Origin of the sequence: Mycobacterium sp. 134 (assembly GCF_048282715.1) — a bacterium.
Classification (GTDB): Bacteria; Actinomycetota; Actinomycetes; order Mycobacteriales; family Mycobacteriaceae; genus Mycobacterium; species Mycobacterium septicum.
This window is the reverse complement of record NZ_JBLVUN010000008.1, coordinates 5,398,913-5,417,303: the sequence shown is the minus strand read 5'-3', so window position 1 is coordinate 5,417,303 and position 18,391 is coordinate 5,398,913. Positions and strand designations below refer to the sequence as shown.

Sequence of the window (18,391 nt, the reverse complement as noted above, 5' to 3'; positions counted from 1 at the left end):
TTTACGGTCATCACCATCACCCATCCAGGTGAGGAGGTAATCGTGATCATCACGAAGGCGCCGCCGGCCCCGACAAACCCGCTGCCCCGCATCGATGCCCTTCGGCCCGTCGGCGGACCGGTGTGGGTCGCCTGGCGGGAAAGCACCCTGACCCGGGCTTTCGAGCTCGAGACGTTGACGGACTTCCTGGCCCAGAACAGTTCGCGCGACATCGATTCGGCATTGGCGAAAGCGATCAAATGCCATCTCAGTGCGGCCAGGGATGCGGCGTCGGGCAAGAAGCCGGAACTCGGCATGCGAATCCGGCTGTCCCGCAACGGTCCGCTGCTCGAGCGCGCGATGAGCAACCTCGACGCCGCCGAGGCGCAGCTGCTCAACCTGGCGCCGACCGAATATCTGGCCGGGCAGCTGCCGTCACTGCTGCGGCATGTCCAGCGTCATCTCCGGTCGACCGACCCCGGCCGGCAGGAGTTCGAGCGGCTGGTACGCAACCTCAACACCGATCGTGGTTCGACATCGGAGAAGGTCGAGGCCGCGCGGGACCAGATCGTGGCGACCGTGCGGGCAGCCAGCTCCGCGGCGTTGCGGGAGAACATCCGGTTGCGCAGTTTCCGCAACATCGTCGTCAGCACCACGGCGCTGCTGTCGGTTCTGGTTGTCGTTCTGGCGGTGCTGGGATTCTTCAAGCCGACACTGATGCCGTTGTGTTTCGCGCCGCAGGACGGCGATGAGGTCACCGTGGTGTGCCCGACCGACCAGTCGGCGCCGTTCACCCCGCGGCGGGCAGGAGTCGAGCCGTCGGCCAAGGACAGGGACATCGACGACGTGGTGGCTGAGACAGCCAAACCCACGGATCTGATCGTGGTCGAGCTGATCGGGCTCGTCGCGGCCGCGATCGCCGCCGCCGCGACCATCAGCCATGTTCGGGGCTCCTCGGAACGCTATGGCATCCCGGTGGCCCTGGCCGCCCTCAAGCTGCCGACCGGGGCGCTGACCGCCGTCCTGGGTCTGCTGCTGATGCGCGGGCAGTTCGTTCCCGGGCTGAACGCACTGGACACCTCGGCACAGATTCTGGCGTGGGGTCTGGTCTTCGGCTACGCCCAGCAGCTGTTCACCAGGCTGATCGATCAGCAGGGGCAGACGGTGCTGAACAGCGTGCGTGGCGCCGACACCATCCCGCCGCCGCGTAAGGCCGCGGCCACCTGAGCGGTCGGTGCATTACAACTATTGTGCGGTTGTCGAGAATTTGTAACACTGGGCGCATGGCCACACACGTCGTCACCAATCAGGTCCCCACGCTGGAGGACTACAACCCCGCCACCTCCCCGGTGCTCGCCGAGGCCCTCATCCGTGAAGGCGGAGAGTGGGGCGTTGACGAGGTGCACGAACTCGGCGCGATCAACGGCAGCGCCCGGGCTCAGCGCTGGGGTGAACTGGCCGACCGCAACCGTCCCGTGCTGCACACCCATGACCGCTACGGGTTCCGGGTCGACGAGGTCGAATACGACCCGGCCTACCACGAGCTGATGAATGTGGCCGTCACCCACGGTCTGCACGGCGCCCCGTGGGCCGACGACCGCGAGGGCTCCCACGTCGTGCGGGCCGCCAAGACCTCGGTGTGGACCGTCGAGCCCGGGCACGTCTGCCCGATCTCGATGACCTATGCCGTCGTCCCCGCGCTGCGGTTCAACCCGGAACTGGCCGCGATCTACGAGCCGCTGCTGACCAGCCGGGTGTACGACCCCGAACTGAAGCTCGCGACGACGAAGGCCGGTATCACCGCGGGCATGTCGATGACCGAGAAGCAGGGCGGCTCCGACGTTCGCGCCGGCACCACCGAAGCCACGCCCAACGGCGACGGCACCTACTCACTGCGCGGCCACAAGTGGTTCACCTCGGCCCCGATGTGCGACATCTTCCTGGTGCTCGCCCAGGCGCCGGGCGGGCTGAGCTGTTTCTTCCTGCCGCGCATCCTGCCCGACGGCAGCCGCAACCGGATGTTCCTGCAGCGGCTCAAGGACAAGCTCGGCAATCACGCCAACGCCTCGAGCGAGGTCGAGTACGACGGCGCCACCGCCTGGCTGGTGGGCGAGGAGGGTCGCGGTGTGCCGACCATCATCGAGATGGTCAACCTCACCCGGCTCGACTGCACGCTGGGCAGCGCCACGAGCATGCGCAGCGGCCTGACCCGTGCCGTGCACCACGCCCAGCACCGAAAGGCGTTCGGCGCCTACCTGATCGATCAGCCGCTGATGCGCAACGTGCTCGCCGACCTGGCCGTGGAGGCCGAGGCGGCGACCATGCTGGCGATGCGGATGGCCGGTGCCACCGACAAGGCGGTCCGAGGTGACGAGCGCGAGGCGCTGCTGCGCCGTATCGGCCTGGCCGCCGGCAAGTACTGGGTCTGCAAGCGGGCCACCCCGCATGCGGCCGAGGCGATGGAATGCCTGGGCGGCAACGGCTACGTAGAGGACTCGGGCATGCCCCGGCTGTACCGGGAGGCCCCGCTGATGGGTATCTGGGAAGGCTCGGGCAACGTCAGCGCATTGGACACCTTGCGCGCCATGGCAACCCGGCCGGAGAGCATCGAGGTGCTCTTCGACGAACTCTCCAGGACCGCCGGGCAGGACCCGCGGCTGGACCGCCACGTCACCACGCTGCAGAACGACCTGCAGGATCTGGAGACCATCACCTACCGGGGCCGCAAGGTCGCCGAGGACATCTCGCTGGCCCTGCAGGGCGCGCTGCTGGTGCGTCACGGACACCCGGCCGTGGCGGAGGCCTTCCTGGCCAGCAGGCTCGGCGGGCAGTGGGGCCAGGCCTTCGGCACCCTGCCGACCGGGCTGGACCTGGCGCCGATCCTCGAGCGTGCCCTGGTCAAGGGATGAGCGTCGACACGCTCAAGACGATGACCTACGAGGTCACCGATCGGATAGCGCGAATCACGTTCAACCGCCCCGAAAAAGGCAACTCGATCGTCGCCGACACCCCGGTGGAACTGCAGGCCCTGGTCGAGCGCGCCGACCTCGACCCGAACGTGCACGTGATCCTGGTGTCCGGCCGAGGTGAGGGCTTCTGCGCCGGATTCGACCTGTCCGCCTACGCCGACGGGACCGGCGAGGCCGGGGGCGGCCGCTACGACGGGACCGTGCTGTCCGGGAGGACGCAGGCGATCAACCATCTTCCGGATCAACCGTGGGATCCGATGGTCGACTACCAGATGATGAGCCGGTTCGTGCGCGGCTTCTCCAGCCTCATGCACGCCGACAAGCCCACGGTGGTCAAGATCCATGGCTACTGCGTGGCCGGCGGCACCGACATCGCGTTGCACGCCGACCAGGTGATCGCCGCATCCGACGCCAAGATCGGCTACCCGCCCATGCGGGTGTGGGGTGTCCCGGCCGCCGGCCTGTGGGCGCATCGACTGGGGGATCAACGCGCCAAACGCCTTCTGTTCACCGGGGATTGCATCACCGGCGCGCAGGCCGCCGAATGGGGTCTCGCCGTCGAGGCCCCCGAGCCCGAAGACCTCGACGAGCGCACCGAGCGCCTCGTCGCACGCATCGCCGCCATGCCGGTCAACCAGCTCATCATGGCGAAGCTGGCCTGCAACTCCGCCTTGTTGCAGCAGGGCGTGGCGACCAGCCGAATGGTCAGTACGGTGTTCGACGGCATCGCCCGGCACACTCCCGAAGGGCACGCCTTCGTGGCCGACGCGGTCGAACACGGCTTCCGTGAGGCGGTGCGCCACCGCGACGAGCCGATGGGTGACTACGGACGCAGGTCGTCCGGGGTCTGACATGGCCGGGCTCAAACGAATGACGGCCCGCTCGGTGGTGCTGAGCGTGCTGCTCGGTGCCCACCCGGCGTGGGCGAGTGCGGCCGAACTGATCAGGCTGACGGCCGATTTCGACATCAAGGAGCCGACGCTGAGGGTGGCGCTGACCCGCATGGTCAGTGCCGGCGACCTGGTTCGCTCGGAGGACGGCTATCGACTGTCGGACCGGCTGCTGACCCGGCAGCGCCGCCAGGACGACGCGATCGATCCGCGATTGCGTGAGAATGACGGCCAATGGCTGACGCTGGTGATCACCAGTGTCGGCACCGATGCCCGCACCCGGGCCTCGCTGCGGAACACCCTGCAGCAGTACCGGTTCGGTGAACTGCGAGAGGGTGTGTGGATGCGCCCGGACAATCTCGACCAGGTGTTGCCGCAGGAGATCACCGGCCGGGTGCGGGTCCTGCACACGCGGGACGCCGATCCGGCCGGACTGGCCGCGACGCTGTGGGACCTCCCCGGCTGGCGGCACGCCGGCGAGCGTTTGTTGGACGAGATGGCCGCTGCGGCTGACGTTCCGGGGCGGTTCGTCGCGGCGGCCGGCATCGTGCGGCACCTTCTCGTGGACCCGGTCCTGCCCGACGATCTCCTGCCGGGTAGCTGGCCGGGCGCCGAGTTGCGCAAGGCCTACAACGGCTTCGCCGCCGAACTCGTCGATCGGCGCGATCAGAACGAACTCATGGAGGCAACGTGACCGAAGCTGTCCGGGTTGAACGCAACGGACCGGTGACCACGGTCATCATCGACCGCCCGCACGCCCGCAACGCGGTCGACGGTCCCACTGCCGCGGCCCTGTTCGCCGCGTTCGAGCAGTTCGACGCCGACGACGATGCCGCCGTTGCCGTTCTGACCGGCGCGGGTGGAACATTCTGCGCCGGTGCGGATCTCAAAGCATTCGGCACACCGGAGATGAACCGGCTCGACCCCGTCGGGCCCGGACCCATGGGGCCGAGCCGCATGGTGCTGTCCAAGCCCGTGATCGCCGCGATCGGCGGCCATGCGGTGGCCGGCGGTTTGGAACTGGCGTTGTGGTGTGACCTGCGTGTGGTCGAGGAGGACGCCGTGCTCGGGGTGTTCTGCCGCCGCTGGGGAGTGCCGCTGATCGACGGTGGCACCGTGCGGCTGCCCCGGCTGATCGGGCAGAGCCGGGCCATGGACCTGATCCTGACCGGGCGCGCCGTCGACGCGGCCGAAGCCCACGCGATCGGCCTGGCCAACCGGGTGGTGCCCACCGGCCAGGCCCGCGCGGCGGCAGAGGAACTGGCCGGCGAACTGTCCCGGCTGCCTCAGCAGTGTCTGCGGGCCGACCGCCTGTCAGCACTGCACCAGTGGGGCGAATCCGAGCAGGCGGCAATGGAGTTCGAATTCGCCAGCATCGCCCGCGTCGCGGAAGAGGCCGCCCATGGCGCCGGTCGGTTCGCCGGGGGAGCGGGCCGGCACGGCGCCAGCGCCGATTAACCCTTGTTGACCTTGTTGTTGCTGCCGGTGTTGGTGACCTTCGGATCGCCCGCCGCGTAGGTGACGGTGTTGTTCAGCCCGATGATCGTCAGACCCTTGTCGATCCGCTCGAAGGTGATCTTGTTGTCGGATCCGCCGATGTTCACATTGGCGCACGTGCCCTTCACCGTCAGCGTGTTGTTGGTGCCGCCGACAGTGAGCGACTTGCCGTCGGCACAGTCGATGTCGGTCGTGGTGCCGACCGACATGTAGTTGATGGTGTTGCCGACCTCGACGTTGACCCCGGACTGTCCCGCGGTGGCGCTCGGGGTGGTGGTGTCCGAACTTTCGGAACCACATGCCGCGAGGGTGAACGCCGCAGCCGCGGCGCCGATCCCGAGGATCAACTGGGTGTGGGGGAAACGGGTGAACACGGTAAGTCTCTGCTTTCTGCCTTGAGCTTTGGGTCAGGCGGGGACGCGACTGATCTGGTTGGTCATCCCCAGTTCACGGCCACGGTCGACGAGTATCGGATCACCGTTCTTGAAGAACACGGTCTGGTTGGAGCCGTACACGGTGACGTCGTTGATGACGTTGTCCGCGACGATCACGTTGGACGACCCCTGCACGGCGACCGCCCAGCAGGTGCCCAACGCGGTGATCCGGATATCGGTTCCGTTGACGAACAGCGTGGCGTTGTTGCAGTCAATGGTTTGTTCGATGCCCTGGCCGGTAACGGTGGTGTCACCGTTCTTGGCTGCGGCGCCGGGCGCACCGACGGTGAGCGCCAGCGGCAACGCGAGCGTGCCGGCCGCCAGCCCGACAATCATCCTCCGGCCCACAGCTGTCCAATTCACGGTGAATTCCCCTTCCGATCCGCTGCGAGAAGAGTACGTGGCCCCCTTCTCGTCGCGGCAAGTGTTGACCAGTTTGACGGGCGTTCGCCGACAGGTCGCGTGCTGTGTCGGTGCTGGGTACCGTGTTCAGCAATGCGTCGGTGTGTTGTTCAGGCTGCTGCCGTGGCAGTCACAGCCGTGGTGACCGTCGCGGGGTGTTCGCACACCATCGACGGGGCTGCCCAGCGCGCGTCGGCCGATACCGCCGACCCAGACCGCAGTTTCGGATACGTCGACGACCGCTGCGGGCTGCTCGTCGACAGCACGATCCAGGAGATCCTGGCTGCCGACAATGTCGTGCGCCCGTACAGCGGTGCGGTCTGCCAGTACGTGTTGTCGCGCAAGACCCAGCCCGGCGCCGAGCCGAATGCGGGCTCGCCCGCGATGCTCGACGTGATCTTCTCCTGGTTCGAGAAGGGCTCGCTGGAGCGTGAGCGAGCGGTGGCCCGCAGCCGGGATGCGCAGATCACCGATGTCGTGGTGGAGCGGCACCAGGCGTTCGTGGCGCGCCGCGACGTGACGGGCGCGGCCTGCTGGGCGACCGCGTCGGCCGGGTCGGGCGTGATCAGTTGGTGGGTGCAGTTCCGCGGTGCCGGTGCTGCCGGACAAGCCGCCAAGGGTGATCCGTGCCAGGACGCGAAGAAGCTGCTGTCGGCCACGCTTCAATCGGAACTCTGACCGTGGCACACCGCTACCTCGCAATGAGGTGTCTGACCGGCGTCGCAGCCGCAGCGGCGCTGCTGACGGCGTGTGGATCGACGGACGCACCGCCGGCTCCGGAGCCGGCTCCCGCCGGCGGCGGTTTTCACGGCGCGGACTGCAACGGCGTCACCGACGCCGACATCGCCGATGCTGTGGGCTCGTCGATGTTCACCAAGGCCGTGGTCAGCGATACCGGGTGTTTCTGGCAGGAGAATTCGGTCCTGGGCACCTTCGGTGCCGGGATGGGCATCTCCACCTGGTGGTACCGGGGGAGTGACATGGACACCGAGCGGACCCTGGAGACCCGGGCCGGACGCACGCTCACCGAGCTGTCCATCGACGGCAATCAGGGATTCCGCGCGGCGGACGCGAATGTGTGCAGTATCTACGTGGCCAAGGGTGAGGATGTGATCACCTGGTCGATTCAGACCATGAACCCGGCCACGCTGCCTGATCTGTGTCAGGTAACCGAGAAACTCGCCCGGCTCAGTCAGGGCCGGATGAACTGATCTGCGCTGTCAGAGGGGCTACAGTTTCACGGCGACCCCAACGGGGGACGTCCTCACTTCGACTCGAAGGCAGTGCCCAAATGTCAGCTCGGCCGGAGCCACAGGTGGCCGGCGCCCGACGTTCCCAGTCGCGGCCGGCTCGGACCACCAAGCTCAGCCGTGACGCCATCGTCAACGCCGCGCTGACGTTCCTGGACCGTGAGGGCTGGGATGCCCTGACCATCAACGCGCTGGCCGGCCAGCTCGGCACCAAGGGCCCGTCGCTCTACAACCATGTGCAGAGCCTTGACGACTTGCGTCGCACGGTCCGGATGCGGGTGATCGACGACATCATCGAGATGCTCAACACCGTTGGCTCCGGCCGCACCCGTGACGATGCAGTGGCTGTGATGGCCAGTGCCTACCGCAGCTACGCCCATCACCATCCCGGTCGCTACTCCGCGTTCACCCGGATGCCTTTCGGCGGAGACGATCCCGAGTACTCGGCAGCCACCAGGGCGGCAGCCGGTCCGGTCATCGAAGTGCTGACCTCCTATGGGTTGCAGGGCGAGGATGCCTTCTATGCCGCACTGCAGTTCTGGTCGGCATTGCACGGCTTCGTCCTGCTCGAAATGACGGGTGTGATGGACGACATCGACACCGATGCGGTGTTCACCGATATGCTGCGACGACTGGCCGCAGGTATGGGGCAACGAGAGTCGTAGCGTCTGACCTGGGATTAGGTTCTCGTGAGCGGGTTTGGTTCGGCGCGGCCAGCCCTGGTATCGTGGTAGATCGTGCCTGGCCGGAAGGCGCATGCGGCTGAGTGTTTCGCAAGCGTGCCCGCACGCCGGGCCAATTTGCATGTCTAACACGCATCGGAATTCCACCGGTGTAAGAACGTGCGACACGCCCGGACGCGGGGTACGCGACCGGGGGATAACTGCAGTACAGAGACTTAGAACAGCAAAAAAGCAGCAGAGCAACACAGAGAAAGCCGGTACATGCCAACCATCAACCAGCTGGTCCGCAAGGGTCGCCGCGACAAGGTCGCGAAGGTCAAGACCGCGGCCCTCAAGGGCAGCCCGCAGCGCCGTGGCGTGTGCACCCGCGTGTACACCACCACCCCGAAGAAGCCGAACTCGGCGCTTCGCAAGGTCGCTCGCGTGAAGCTGACCAGCGGCGTTGAGGTCACCGCCTACATCCCCGGTGAGGGCCACAACCTGCAGGAGCACTCGATGGTGCTGGTGCGCGGTGGTCGTGTGAAGGACCTCCCCGGTGTCCGTTACAAGATCATCCGCGGCTCGCTCGACACCCAGGGTGTCAAGAACCGCAAGCAGGCCCGTAGCCGCTACGGCGCCAAGAAGGAGAAGAGCTGATGCCGCGCAAGGGTCCCGCGCCGAAGCGCCCGTTGGTCAACGATCCGGTCTACGGGTCGCAGCTGGTCACCCAGCTGGTCAACAAGGTTCTGCTGGACGGCAAGAAGTCACTGGCCGAGCGCATTGTCTACGGTGCGCTGGAGCAGGCTCGCGACAAGACCGGCACCGACCCGGTCGTCACCCTGAAGCGCGCGCTCGACAACGTCAAGCCCGCCCTCGAGGTGCGTAGCCGCCGCGTCGGTGGTGCCACCTACCAGGTGCCGGTCGAGGTCCGCCCCGATCGCTCCACCACCCTGGCCCTGCGTTGGCTGGTCAGCTTCTCCAAGGCCCGTCGCGAGAAGACCATGATCGAGCGCCTCGCCAACGAGATCCTGGACGCCAGCAACGGCCTGGGTGCCGCTGTGAAGCGTCGTGAGGACACTCACAAGATGGCCGAAGCGAACCGGGCTTTCGCGCACTACCGCTGGTGACACCCGCGCCCGGCATCCAGCGTCGGGTGCCGGTAAGCGCGCAATCGAACACCTAATCAAGCAAGCGAAAGAGTTGGGAAGACTTCCGTGGCACAGGACGTGCTGACTGACCTGAACAAGGTCCGCAACATCGGCATCATGGCGCACATCGACGCCGGCAAGACGACGACGACCGAGCGCATCCTTTATTACACCGGCGTCAATTACAAGATCGGTGAGACGCACGACGGTGCCTCCACCACCGACTGGATGGAGCAGGAGCAGGAGCGTGGTATCACCATCACCTCCGCAGCCGTCACCTGCTTCTGGAACAACAACCAGATCAACATCATCGACACCCCCGGGCACGTCGACTTCACCGTTGAGGTGGAGCGCAGCCTGCGTGTGCTCGACGGTGCCGTTGCCGTCTTCGACGGCAAGGAGGGTGTTGAGCCGCAGTCCGAGCAGGTGTGGCGTCAGGCCGACAAGTACGACGTGCCCCGGATCTGCTTCGTCAACAAGATGGACAAGCTCGGTGCGGACTTCTACTTCACCGTGCAGACCATCAAGGACCGCCTCGGCGCCAAGCCGCTGGTGATCCAGCTGCCGATCGGTGCCGAGAACGACTTCGAGGGCATCATCGACCTGGTCGAGATGAACGCCAAGGTGTGGCGCGGCGAGACGAAGCTCGGTGAGAGCTACGAGACCGTCGAGATCCCCGCGGATCTGGCCGACAAGGCCGCCGAGTACCGCAGCGAATTGATGGATACCGTCGCCGAGACCGACGAGGCGCTTCTGGAGAAGTACCTCGGCGGCGAAGAGCTCACGATCGACGAGATCAAGGGCGCGATCCGCAAGCTGACCGTGAACAGCGAGCTGTACCCGGTGCTGTGCGGCAGCGCGTTCAAGAACAAGGGTGTGCAGCCGATGCTGGACGCCGTGATCGACTACCTCCCCTCGCCGCTGGACGTCGAGTCCGTCAAGGGCCACGTCCCCGGCAAGGAGGACGAAGAGGTCCTGCGCAAGCCGTCGACCGACGAGCCGTTCGCCGCGCTGGCATTCAAGATCGCCGTGCACCCCTTCTTCGGCAAGCTCACCTACGTCCGCGTGTACTCGGGAAAGGTCGAGTCCGGTGCCCAGGTCATCAACGCGACCAAGGGCAAGAAGGAGCGTCTGGGCAAGCTGTTCCAGATGCACGCCAACAAGGAGAACCCGGTCGAGTCGGCCTCCGCTGGTCACATCTACGCCGTGATCGGCCTGAAGGACACCACCACCGGTGACACCCTGTGCGATCCGAACCAGCAGGTCGTGCTGGAGTCGATGACCTTCCCCGATCCGGTGATCGAGGTGGCGATCGAGCCCAAGACCAAGAGTGACCAGGAGAAGCTGGGCACCGCGATCCAGAAGCTCGCCGAAGAGGACCCGACCTTCAAGGTGCACCTGGACCAGGAGACCGGCCAGACCGTCATCGGCGGTATGGGCGAGCTGCACCTGGACATCCTGGTGGACCGCATGCGTCGCGAGTTCAAGGTCGAGGCCAACGTCGGTAAGCCCCAGGTGGCCTACCGCGAGACCATCCGCCGCAAGGTGGAGAAGGTCGAGTTCACCCACAAGAAGCAGACGGGTGGCTCGGGCCAGTTCGCGAAGGTGCTCGTCGACCTCGAGCCGTTCGTCGGCGAGGACGGCGCGACCTACGAGTTCGAGAACAAGGTCACCGGTGGCCGCATCCCGCGCGAGTACATCCCGTCGGTGGATGCCGGTGCGCAGGACGCCATGCAGTACGGCGTGCTCGCCGGCTACCCGCTGGTGAACCTGAAGCTGACGCTGCTCGACGGCGCCTACCACGAGGTCGACTCCTCGGAAATGGCGTTCAAGGTGGCGGGTTCGCAGGTGCTGAAGAAGGCCGCGCAGGCGGCCCAGCCGGTCATCCTGGAACCCATCATGGCTGTCGAGGTCACGACGCCCGAGGACTACATGGGCGACGTGATCGGCGACTTGAACTCCCGCCGTGGTCAGATCCAGGCCATGGAGGAGCGCAGCGGTGCGCGCGTCGTCAAGGCGCAGGTGCCGCTGTCGGAGATGTTCGGCTACGTGGGCGACCTTCGGTCGAAGACCCAGGGCCGGGCGAACTACTCCATGGTGTTCGACTCGTACGCCGAAGTTCCGGCGAACGTGGCGAAGGAGATCATCGCGAAGGCGACGGGTCAGTAAGCTCGTCGCGGCAACTGTCGCGGCACACAACTGAACACATCATCACTGCTTTTAGGAAAAGCACCAACAAGTCCAGGAGGACACCACAGTGGCGAAGGCGAAGTTCGAGCGGACGAAGCCGCACGTCAACATCGGGACCATCGGTCACGTTGACCACGGCAAGACGACGCTTACTGCAGCAATCACCAAGGTTCTGCATGACAAGTACCCCGAGTTGAACGAGTCGCGCGCATTCGACCAGATCGACAATGCGCCTGAGGAGCGTCAGCGCGGCATCACGATCAACATCTCCCACGTGGAGTACCAGACCGAAAAGCGGCACTACGCCCACGTGGACGCCCCCGGTCACGCCGACTACATCAAGAACATGATCACCGGTGCCGCCCAGATGGACGGCGCGATCCTGGTGGTCGCCGCGACCGACGGCCCGATGCCGCAGACCCGCGAGCACGTGCTGCTGGCCCGCCAGGTGGGTGTGCCCTACATCCTGGTGGCGCTGAACAAGTCGGACGCCGTGGACGACGAGGAGCTCATCGAGCTCGTCGAGATGGAGGTCCGCGAACTGCTGGCCGCTCAGGACTTCGACGAGGACGCCCCGGTTATCCGGGTCTCCGCGCTGAAGGCGCTTGAGGGTGACCCGAAGTGGGTCAAGTCGGTTGAGGACCTGATGGACGCGGTCGACGAGTCGATCCCGGATCCGGTTCGCGAGACCGACAAGCCGTTCCTGATGCCCGTCGAGGACGTCTTCACCATCACCGGTCGTGGCACCGTGGTGACCGGTCGCGTCGAGCGTGGCGTGATCAACGTCAACGAAGAGGTCGAGATCGTCGGCATCCGCCCGACCACGACCAAGACCACCGTCACCGGTGTGGAAATGTTCCGCAAGCTGCTCGACCAGGGCCAGGCCGGCGACAACGTCGGTCTGCTGGTTCGTGGCATCAAGCGCGAGGACGTCGAGCGTGGCCAGGTTGTGGTCAAGCCCGGTACCACCACCCCGCACACCGAGTTCGAGGGCAGCGTCTACATCCTGTCCAAGGACGAGGGCGGCCGCCACACGCCGTTCTTCAACAACTACCGCCCGCAGTTCTACTTCCGTACCACGGACGTGACCGGCGTGGTTACCCTGCCCGAGGGCACCGAGATGGTGATGCCCGGTGACAACACCGACATCTCCGTCAAGCTGATCCAGCCTGTCGCCATGGACGAGGGCCTGCGCTTCGCGATCCGCGAGGGCGGCCGTACCGTCGGCGCCGGCCGGGTTACCAAGATCAACAAGTAATTGTGATCTGACCTAGCACTGCGAGAGCGGCGCTCACCTTCGGGTGAGCGCCGTTTTTGTTTTTCAGGCGTGTTGGTGCTGGGCCCGGTGTAACGCCTGTGATAGATGAGACGATCTTTCTTGCATAGGTTGTCTACACGGGTTGGGGCAGACATGGTGCGACGGATATGGGCGCTGGCCGCGGCGGTGGTTTTCGGTGGCGCGACGGTTGGTCTGGCCGCAGCGAGCCCGGCGCAGGCCGCGCCGGGGTGCCCGGACGTGCACTGGATCGGCGTCGCCGGCTCCGGCGAGCGTGACGATCCGACAGTTGATGCAGGCATGGGCCGGGTGGTCTACAACTCCTTGCGCGACTTGGGGCAATGGGTGCAACAGGACGGGCGGACCATGACCGCCGAGGCCGTGGCCTACCCCGCGGCGCCGGTCCCCGCCGACGGTGATCTGCTGGGCTGGGGCGGCTTCATGAGCAGTGTCGATGCCGGGGTGGCGGCGCTGGGCAACCAGTACGCGGCCTTCACCCAGCAGTGCCCCGCCAGCGAGGTCGTGCTGGCCGGCTATTCGCAGGGCGCGATGGTGGTCCACCGCAATCTGGCCGCGTTGTCAGCGAGCCCCAATCTGGCCGCCGCGCTGTTGGTCGCCGACGGTGACCGGTTGCCCGCCGACCCCACTGTCAATCTGGGCACCGCGACCGCGTTGCCCGGAACCGGTAAGGGCGTCGCGCAGGACTGGCCGATCCTGGCCCACGCTCCGGCCCCGCTGCCAGTGTCGGTCGGCAGTCGCACGATCAGTGTGTGCGATCGTGGCGACGCGGTCTGCGACTATGACGAGGACGCCGACGAGGTGACCGCCACCGCGATCGCCGTGCACACCAGTTATGCCCGGTCGGCCAGTGGGGGATACCGGTGGACCTGGCCGTTGTACCGGATGCTGGGCCCGTCACCGATGCAGCAGCAGGTCGTACCGACGGGTGGCTCGGCGGGTGGAGTCGTTCACTCCTGATTTGAGTGGTCCAGGGCGCTAATCTGATGGCGCCCAACCGACGACAGGAGCCTGCGATGTCCACATTCTGGCGGTACGTGCGCATTCAGTCCTTCGTGCTGTTGTGTGGCATCGTCGGTCCGATCTTCCTGACCATCTACTTCGTCAGCGGCGGTGATCCGATGATGAAGTGGATGTTCTGGGTGGGTCTGTTGATCACCGCGATCGATGTCCTGATCGCACTGGGGCTCACCGCGGCCGGGACGAAGTCGGCGGCGCAGAACGAGAAGCTCGAACAGATCGGAGTGCTGGCCCTGGCCCAGGTCACCGGCATTCACGAGACCAACACCCGCATCAACGAGCAGCCGCTGGTGAAGCTGGATCTGCAGATCTCGGCGCCCGGCATCGCGCCGTTCGCGAGTCAGGACCGCGTGCTCGCCTCGGTGTCGCGACTGCCGATGATCACCAACCGCAAATTGGTCGCCCTGGTGGACCCGACCACCAACGAATACCGGATCGATTGGGAGAGAAGCAGTCTGGTCAGCGGTCTGATGCCTGCGACGTTCACCATCGCCGAGGACAACAAGACCTACGACCTCACGGGTCAGTCCGGCCCGTTGATGGAGATCCTGCAGATCCTCAAGGCACACGGCATCGGCATCAACAACATGATCGACCTGCGGGCCAATCCCGGGGTCCGCGACCAGGTGCAGGCGGTGGTGCGGCGCGCGGCGACAAACTCTTCGCGCGAGCGCTCATCGGCCGCGCAGCAGGCGCCGACCACGTCGGTGGCCGCATCGGATCCGGGAGCGCCGGCGGCGCCTTTCCTCGCACCGCCCGCGCCGTCGACCGCGCAACGCCTTCAGGAACTGGAAACGCTGCGAGCGACGGGCGCCATCAGCGACGACGAGTACACGGCGAAGCGACAGCAGATCATCGCCGATCTCTGATCTCGTTCCGGATGAATCCGGTTGGCGCGTTTGCCGTTTGCCTTCCGCGAGTTCACCAGCAGTTTGCTGACCGTGTTTTATGGTTACACCGGATTCACGATCGTCCAGGCTCCGTCCAGCAGACAGCGAAAGACGAGTTATGACAACGGCTGAACCGAAGACCGGTGAGGTGAGCGAGAAGGTCAGCCTGCCGACCCTGACCGCGATGGTGGTCGGATCGATGGTCGGCTCGGGGGTGTTTCTGCTGCCCCGCCGGTTCGGCGCGGAGTCCGGGGTGCTGGGCGCGATGATCGCCTGGGCCATCGCCGGTACGGGAATGCTGATGCTGGCCTTCGTATTCCAGCGGCTGGCCACCCGCAAGCCCGAACTGGACGCGGGGATCTTCGCGTACGCCAAGGCCGGGTTCGGCGACTACGTCGGCTTCAACTCCGCGTTCGGATTCTGGGCATCGGCGTGCGCGGGCAACGCATCGTACTGGGTGCTCATCATGGCCACCACCAGTGCGTTGTTCCCGCAACTGGGCGACGGCAGCACCGTGCTCGCGGTGTTGGTCTCCTCGGTGGGGGTGTGGCTGTTCTGCTACCTGATCCTGCGCGGCGTCAAGGAAGCCGCGGTGATCAATCGGATTGCGACGGTTGCCAAGGTCGTTCCGATCCTGGTGTTCATCGTGATCGCCATCGTCGCGTTCAAGGCCGGCGTGTTCGCCGACAACTTCTGGGGCGGTTGGAAGGCCGAGGGCGGTCCGTCGGCTTCGGTGTTCGAACAGGCCAAGGGCACGATGCTCATCACGGTGTTCGTGTTCATGGGCATCGAGGGAGCCAGCGTGTATTCGCGGTACGCGAAGAAGCGCGAGGACGTCGGCCGGGCGACGGTCATCGGATTCCTGTCTGTACTCGCGGTTTTCGCCTTGGTGACGTTGGTGTCCTACGGCGTCTTGCCGCAGTCTGAACTCGCCACCGTCAACCAGCCGTCGATGGCCTCGGTGCTCGAATCCATTGTCGGTCCATGGGGTTCGGTGTTCATCCGGGTGGGTGTCGTGCTCTCGGTGTTGGGGGCGTATCTGGCCTGGACACTGATGGCTGCAGAGATTCTCTACATCCCGGCGAAATCCGCGGACATGCCACGCTTCCTGGCCCGGACCAACAGCCACGGTGCGCCGGTGACGGCCCTGGTGATGGCAGGCGGCCTGGTGCAGCTGCTGCTCATCCTGCTGCTGTTCACCTCCGAGGCACTGGATTTCATGCTGGACCTCACCGCGGCTCTCGCTCTGATTCCCTACTTCTTGGCGGCCGGCTACGCGCTGAAACTGGTCCTGACCCGCGAGACGTACGAGAACGGCAAACCCCTGCTCGCCGACGGTGTGGTGGCGGGGGTGGCCACGTTCTACACGCTGTTCCTGGTGTACGCGGCCGGGTTCGATCACCTTCTGTTGTCCTGCATCCTGTACGCGGCCGGTGCCGTCTTGTACGTGATGGCCCGCCGCGAGCGCAGCCTGCGGGTGTTCTCGCCGCCGGAGGCGGTGTTGTTCGTGGTCATCTTGCTCGGCGCGGTCGCCGGAATCGCGGGTCTGATCACCGGGCAGATTCAGATCTAGTGCCACCCATCGTGAAAGGAAGATGATGCCGAATCCGTCCGCCACGTATGGCGTGCACTCCGAGGTAGGGAAGCTGCACAAGGTGTTGGTGTGCTCGCCGGGGCTGGCCCATGAACGGCTCACCCCGACCAACTGCGACGACCTGTTGTTCGACGACGTGCTGTGGGTTCAGAACGCACGCCGCGACCACTTCGACTTCATGGACAAGATGCGCGACCGTGGGGTCGAGGTCGTCGAACTGCACAACCTGCTGACCGAGACGATCGAGATCCCCGAGGCCAAGGCGTGGCTGCTGGACCGCAAGATCGTGGCCAACGAGGTCGGCGTCGGGCTGGTCGACGACACCCGCGGGTTCCTGGACTCCCTTCCCGAGCGCCGGCTCACCGAATTCCTCATCGGTGGGCTGTCCACCCGGGACCTGCCCGCCGAGGTCCGCTCCGGGTATCTGGCCCTGGCCCGCGAGGACACCGGCGTCAACGAGTATCTGATGCCGCCGCTGCCCAACACGCTCTACACCCGTGACACCACCTGCTGGATCTACGGTGGACTGACGCTCAACCCGTTGTTCTGGCCGGCTCGGCATGACGAAACCTTGTTGATGAAGGCGATCTACCAGTTCCATCCCGACTACGTGGGTTCGACGGTGTGGTGGGGCGACCCGGAGAAGTCCTGGGGCCAAGCCACTCTCGAGGGCGGTGATGTGCTCATTCCAGGCAAGGGCGTGGTGCTGATCGGCATGAGCGAGCGCTCCTCGCGGCAGGCCATCACCCAGGTCGCCGCCGAACTGTTCGCCGGGGGTGCGGCCGAGAAGGTGATCGTCGCCGGCATGCCCAAGCTGCGGTCGGCGATGCACCTGGACACGGTGTTCACCTTCGCCGACCGCGATGTGGTGACCATCTACCCGGAGATCGTCAACAGCATCGTCGCGTTCACCCTGCTGCCCAGCGATACCGAGCCGGGTGTCGAGGTGGTGCCGGAATCCAAACCGTTCATCGACGTGGTCGCGGCCGCGCTGGGCCTGCCGAAGCTCCGGGTCGTCGAGACCGGCGGCACCGCCTACGACTCGGAACGACAGCAGTGGGACAGCGGCAACAACCTTGTTGCTGTCGAACCGGGGGTGGTTTTCGCCTACGACCGCAACACCCACACCAACTCTCTGCTGCGTAAGGCAGGCGTAGAGGTGATCACGATCGTCGGTGCTGAGCTGGGTCGCGGCCGAGGTGGCGGGCACTGCATGACCTGCCCGATCATCCGTGATCCCATTGAGTGGTAGGAGTCCAGGAACACGTTCTACTTCTGCTGTTAGCCTGTGGCCAGACTCACTGAAAGGACCCTGGCATGGCGGCAGGTAACGCAACACTGGAAGGCCGGGTGGCATTCGTCACCGGCGCTGCACGCGGCCAGGGGCGCGCGCACGCGGTGCGGTTGGCCAACGAGGGTGCCGACATCATCGCGATCGATGTCTGCCGGCCCGTCGACGACTCGATCACCTACCCGGCCGCGACATCGGAGGATCTGGCAGAAACGGTCGCGGCCGTGGAGGCCGCGGGCCGCAAGGTGCTCGCGCGCGAGGTCGACATCCGCGATCTGGCCGCCCAGCAGCAGGTGGTGGCCGACGGCGTCGAGCAGTTCGGCCGGCTCGACATCGTGGTCGCCAATGCCGGGGTGCTCAGCTGGGGACGGCTGTTCGAGATGTCGCCCGAGCAGTTCGACACCATCATCGACGTCAACCTCAACGGCACCTGGCGGACCATCCGGGCCGCGGTGCCCGCCATGATCGAGGCCGGCAACGGCGGCTCGATCATCATCGTCAGCTCCTCGGCCGGGCTCAAGGCCACGCCGGGCAACGGCCACTACTCGGCCTCGAAGCACGGGCTGGTCGCGTTGACCAACGCTCTGGCACTTGAGGTGGGGGAGTTCGGAATTCGGGTCAACTCGATCCATCCGTACTCGATCGACACTCCGATGATCGAACCGGAGGCAATGGCCGAGATCTTCTCCAAGTACCCGAGCTACCTGCACAGCTTCGCCCCGATGCCGTATCACAAGGTGACCGACGGCAAGAACGAGGGACTCGCGGCGTTCATGGCGCCCGAGGAGGTCGCCGACGTGGTGGCGTTCCTGGCCGGTGACAACTCGGCAACCCTGTCGGGCAGCCAGATCGCCGTCGACCGGGGTGTGCTCAAGTACTGA

The 18,391-nt window shown here is 65.9% G+C and carries 19 protein-coding genes; 17 read left to right on the top strand and 2 right to left on the bottom strand.

The window, feature by feature from the left end; genetic code table 11:
* Window positions 1–42 precede the first annotated feature (42 nt).
* From ACNQVK_RS30785 to ACNQVK_RS30765, 5 genes are read left to right on the top strand one after another with little or no spacing between them, the layout of a single operon-like run.
* Window positions 43–1,206 carry a hypothetical protein gene (locus ACNQVK_RS30785; protein WP_418032534.1) on the top strand — a complete coding sequence of 388 codons (1,164 nt, stop codon included), beginning with the start codon at window positions 43–45 and terminating at the stop codon, window positions 1,204–1,206.
* A gap of 56 nt (window positions 1,207–1,262) precedes the next feature.
* A complete protein-coding gene (locus tag ACNQVK_RS30780) occupies window positions 1,263–2,888 on the top strand; it encodes an acyl-CoA dehydrogenase family protein (protein WP_418032533.1) in 1,626 nt (541 codons plus the stop codon).
* Entirely contained in the window at window positions 2,885–3,799 is a 915-nt protein-coding gene (locus ACNQVK_RS30775) for a crotonase/enoyl-CoA hydratase family protein (protein ID WP_418032532.1), read from the top strand. Before ACNQVK_RS30780 ends, ACNQVK_RS30775 begins: the two co-directional genes overlap by 4 nt.
* A gap of 1 nt (window position 3,800) precedes the next feature.
* Complete coding sequence (locus ACNQVK_RS30770) at window positions 3,801–4,532, top strand: PaaX family transcriptional regulator C-terminal domain-containing protein (protein WP_418034437.1); 732 nt, start codon at window positions 3,801–3,803, stop codon at window positions 4,530–4,532.
* Window positions 4,529–5,296, top strand: a complete 768-nt coding sequence (locus ACNQVK_RS30765; RefSeq protein ID WP_418032531.1) for a crotonase/enoyl-CoA hydratase family protein — start codon at window positions 4,529–4,531, stop codon at window positions 5,294–5,296. The genes ACNQVK_RS30770 and ACNQVK_RS30765 overlap by 4 nt, the downstream gene beginning before the upstream one ends.
* Here the strand turns inward: ACNQVK_RS30765 and ACNQVK_RS30760 are convergent.
* Both ACNQVK_RS30760 and ACNQVK_RS30755 read right to left on the bottom strand, forming a co-directional pair.
* Complete coding sequence (locus tag ACNQVK_RS30760) at window positions 5,293–5,709, bottom strand: DUF3060 domain-containing protein (protein ID WP_044516050.1); 417 nt, start codon at window positions 5,707–5,709, stop codon at window positions 5,293–5,295. The two genes, ACNQVK_RS30765 and ACNQVK_RS30760, sit on opposite strands and share 4 nt — an antisense overlap.
* Window positions 5,710–5,742: 33 nt before the next feature.
* The gene (locus ACNQVK_RS30755; protein ID WP_418032530.1) at window positions 5,743–6,132 is read right to left on the bottom strand and encodes a DUF3060 domain-containing protein; all 390 of its coding nucleotides are present in this window, start codon (window positions 6,130–6,132) and stop codon (window positions 5,743–5,745) included.
* A gap of 132 nt (window positions 6,133–6,264) precedes the next feature.
* On the opposite strand from ACNQVK_RS30755, the gene ACNQVK_RS30750 reads away from it, so the two are divergent.
* From ACNQVK_RS30750 to ACNQVK_RS30695, 12 genes are all read left to right on the top strand, one after another.
* The gene (locus ACNQVK_RS30750) at window positions 6,265–6,849 is read left to right on the top strand and encodes a DUF3558 domain-containing protein (protein WP_090424589.1); all 585 of its coding nucleotides are present in this window, start codon (window positions 6,265–6,267) and stop codon (window positions 6,847–6,849) included.
* Between the two features lie 23 nt (window positions 6,850–6,872).
* Entirely contained in the window at window positions 6,873–7,382 is a 510-nt protein-coding gene (locus ACNQVK_RS30745) for a DUF3558 domain-containing protein (protein ID WP_418032529.1), read from the top strand.
* An 80-nt stretch (window positions 7,383–7,462) separates the two neighbouring features.
* The gene (locus tag ACNQVK_RS30740) at window positions 7,463–8,086 is read left to right on the top strand and encodes a TetR/AcrR family transcriptional regulator (protein ID WP_044516056.1); all 624 of its coding nucleotides are present in this window, start codon (window positions 7,463–7,465) and stop codon (window positions 8,084–8,086) included.
* A 279-nt stretch (window positions 8,087–8,365) separates the two neighbouring features.
* Window positions 8,366–8,740 (top strand): 30S ribosomal protein S12, encoded by a 375-nt coding sequence (gene rpsL, locus ACNQVK_RS30735; protein WP_003881867.1) that lies wholly within the window; start codon window positions 8,366–8,368, stop codon window positions 8,738–8,740.
* Entirely contained in the window at window positions 8,740–9,210 is a 471-nt protein-coding gene (rpsG, locus tag ACNQVK_RS30730) for a 30S ribosomal protein S7 (protein ID WP_003881868.1), read from the top strand. The genes rpsL and rpsG overlap by 1 nt, the downstream gene beginning before the upstream one ends.
* Before the next feature lie 87 nt (window positions 9,211–9,297).
* The gene (gene fusA / locus ACNQVK_RS30725) at window positions 9,298–11,400 is read left to right on the top strand and encodes an elongation factor G (RefSeq protein WP_409550157.1); all 2,103 of its coding nucleotides are present in this window, start codon (window positions 9,298–9,300) and stop codon (window positions 11,398–11,400) included.
* Window positions 11,401–11,488: 88 nt separating this feature from the next.
* Complete coding sequence (tuf, locus tag ACNQVK_RS30720) at window positions 11,489–12,679, top strand: elongation factor Tu (RefSeq protein ID WP_029106828.1); 1,191 nt, start codon at window positions 11,489–11,491, stop codon at window positions 12,677–12,679.
* 153 nt (window positions 12,680–12,832) lie between these two features.
* Complete coding sequence (locus tag ACNQVK_RS30715) at window positions 12,833–13,675, top strand: cutinase family protein (RefSeq protein ID WP_418032528.1); 843 nt, start codon at window positions 12,833–12,835, stop codon at window positions 13,673–13,675.
* A 56-nt stretch (window positions 13,676–13,731) separates the two neighbouring features.
* A complete protein-coding gene (locus ACNQVK_RS30710; protein ID WP_418032527.1) occupies window positions 13,732–14,604 on the top strand; it encodes an SHOCT domain-containing protein in 873 nt (290 codons plus the stop codon).
* A gap of 139 nt (window positions 14,605–14,743) precedes the next feature.
* The gene (locus ACNQVK_RS30705) at window positions 14,744–16,198 is read left to right on the top strand and encodes a basic amino acid/polyamine antiporter (RefSeq protein ID WP_418032525.1); all 1,455 of its coding nucleotides are present in this window, start codon (window positions 14,744–14,746) and stop codon (window positions 16,196–16,198) included.
* Window positions 16,199–16,223: 25 nt separating this feature from the next.
* Window positions 16,224–17,471: an arginine deiminase gene (locus ACNQVK_RS30700; RefSeq protein ID WP_211157724.1), complete on the top strand. Its 1,248-nt coding sequence runs from the start codon at window positions 16,224–16,226 to the stop codon at window positions 17,469–17,471.
* Between the two features lie 65 nt (window positions 17,472–17,536).
* On the top strand, window positions 17,537–18,391 hold the full coding sequence (locus ACNQVK_RS30695; protein ID WP_273732981.1) for a mycofactocin-coupled SDR family oxidoreductase: 855 nt from the start codon (window positions 17,537–17,539) through the stop codon (window positions 18,389–18,391).

Coding starts and splice junctions, on each gene's coding strand:
- ACNQVK_RS30780 (WP_418032533.1), top strand. CDS start 1,263: ATGGCCACACACGTCGTCACCAATCAGGTCCCCACGCTGGAGGACTAC.
- ACNQVK_RS30775 (WP_418032532.1), top strand. CDS start 2,885: ATGAGCGTCGACACGCTCAAGACGATGACCTACGAGGTCACCGATCGG.
- ACNQVK_RS30770 (WP_418034437.1), top strand. CDS start 3,801: ATGGCCGGGCTCAAACGAATGACGGCCCGCTCGGTGGTGCTGAGCGTG.
- ACNQVK_RS30750 (WP_090424589.1), top strand. CDS start 6,265: ATGCGTCGGTGTGTTGTTCAGGCTGCTGCCGTGGCAGTCACAGCCGTG.
- ACNQVK_RS30745 (WP_418032529.1), top strand. CDS start 6,873: ATGAGGTGTCTGACCGGCGTCGCAGCCGCAGCGGCGCTGCTGACGGCG.
- ACNQVK_RS30740 (WP_044516056.1), top strand. CDS start 7,463: ATGTCAGCTCGGCCGGAGCCACAGGTGGCCGGCGCCCGACGTTCCCAG.
- rpsL (WP_003881867.1), top strand. CDS start 8,366: ATGCCAACCATCAACCAGCTGGTCCGCAAGGGTCGCCGCGACAAGGTC.
- rpsG (WP_003881868.1), top strand. CDS start 8,740: ATGCCGCGCAAGGGTCCCGCGCCGAAGCGCCCGTTGGTCAACGATCCG.
- ACNQVK_RS30715 (WP_418032528.1), top strand. CDS start 12,833: ATGGTGCGACGGATATGGGCGCTGGCCGCGGCGGTGGTTTTCGGTGGC.
- ACNQVK_RS30710 (WP_418032527.1), top strand. CDS start 13,732: ATGTCCACATTCTGGCGGTACGTGCGCATTCAGTCCTTCGTGCTGTTG.
- ACNQVK_RS30705 (WP_418032525.1), top strand. CDS start 14,744: ATGACAACGGCTGAACCGAAGACCGGTGAGGTGAGCGAGAAGGTCAGC.
- ACNQVK_RS30700 (WP_211157724.1), top strand. CDS start 16,224: ATGCCGAATCCGTCCGCCACGTATGGCGTGCACTCCGAGGTAGGGAAG.
- ACNQVK_RS30695 (WP_273732981.1), top strand. CDS start 17,537: ATGGCGGCAGGTAACGCAACACTGGAAGGCCGGGTGGCATTCGTCACC.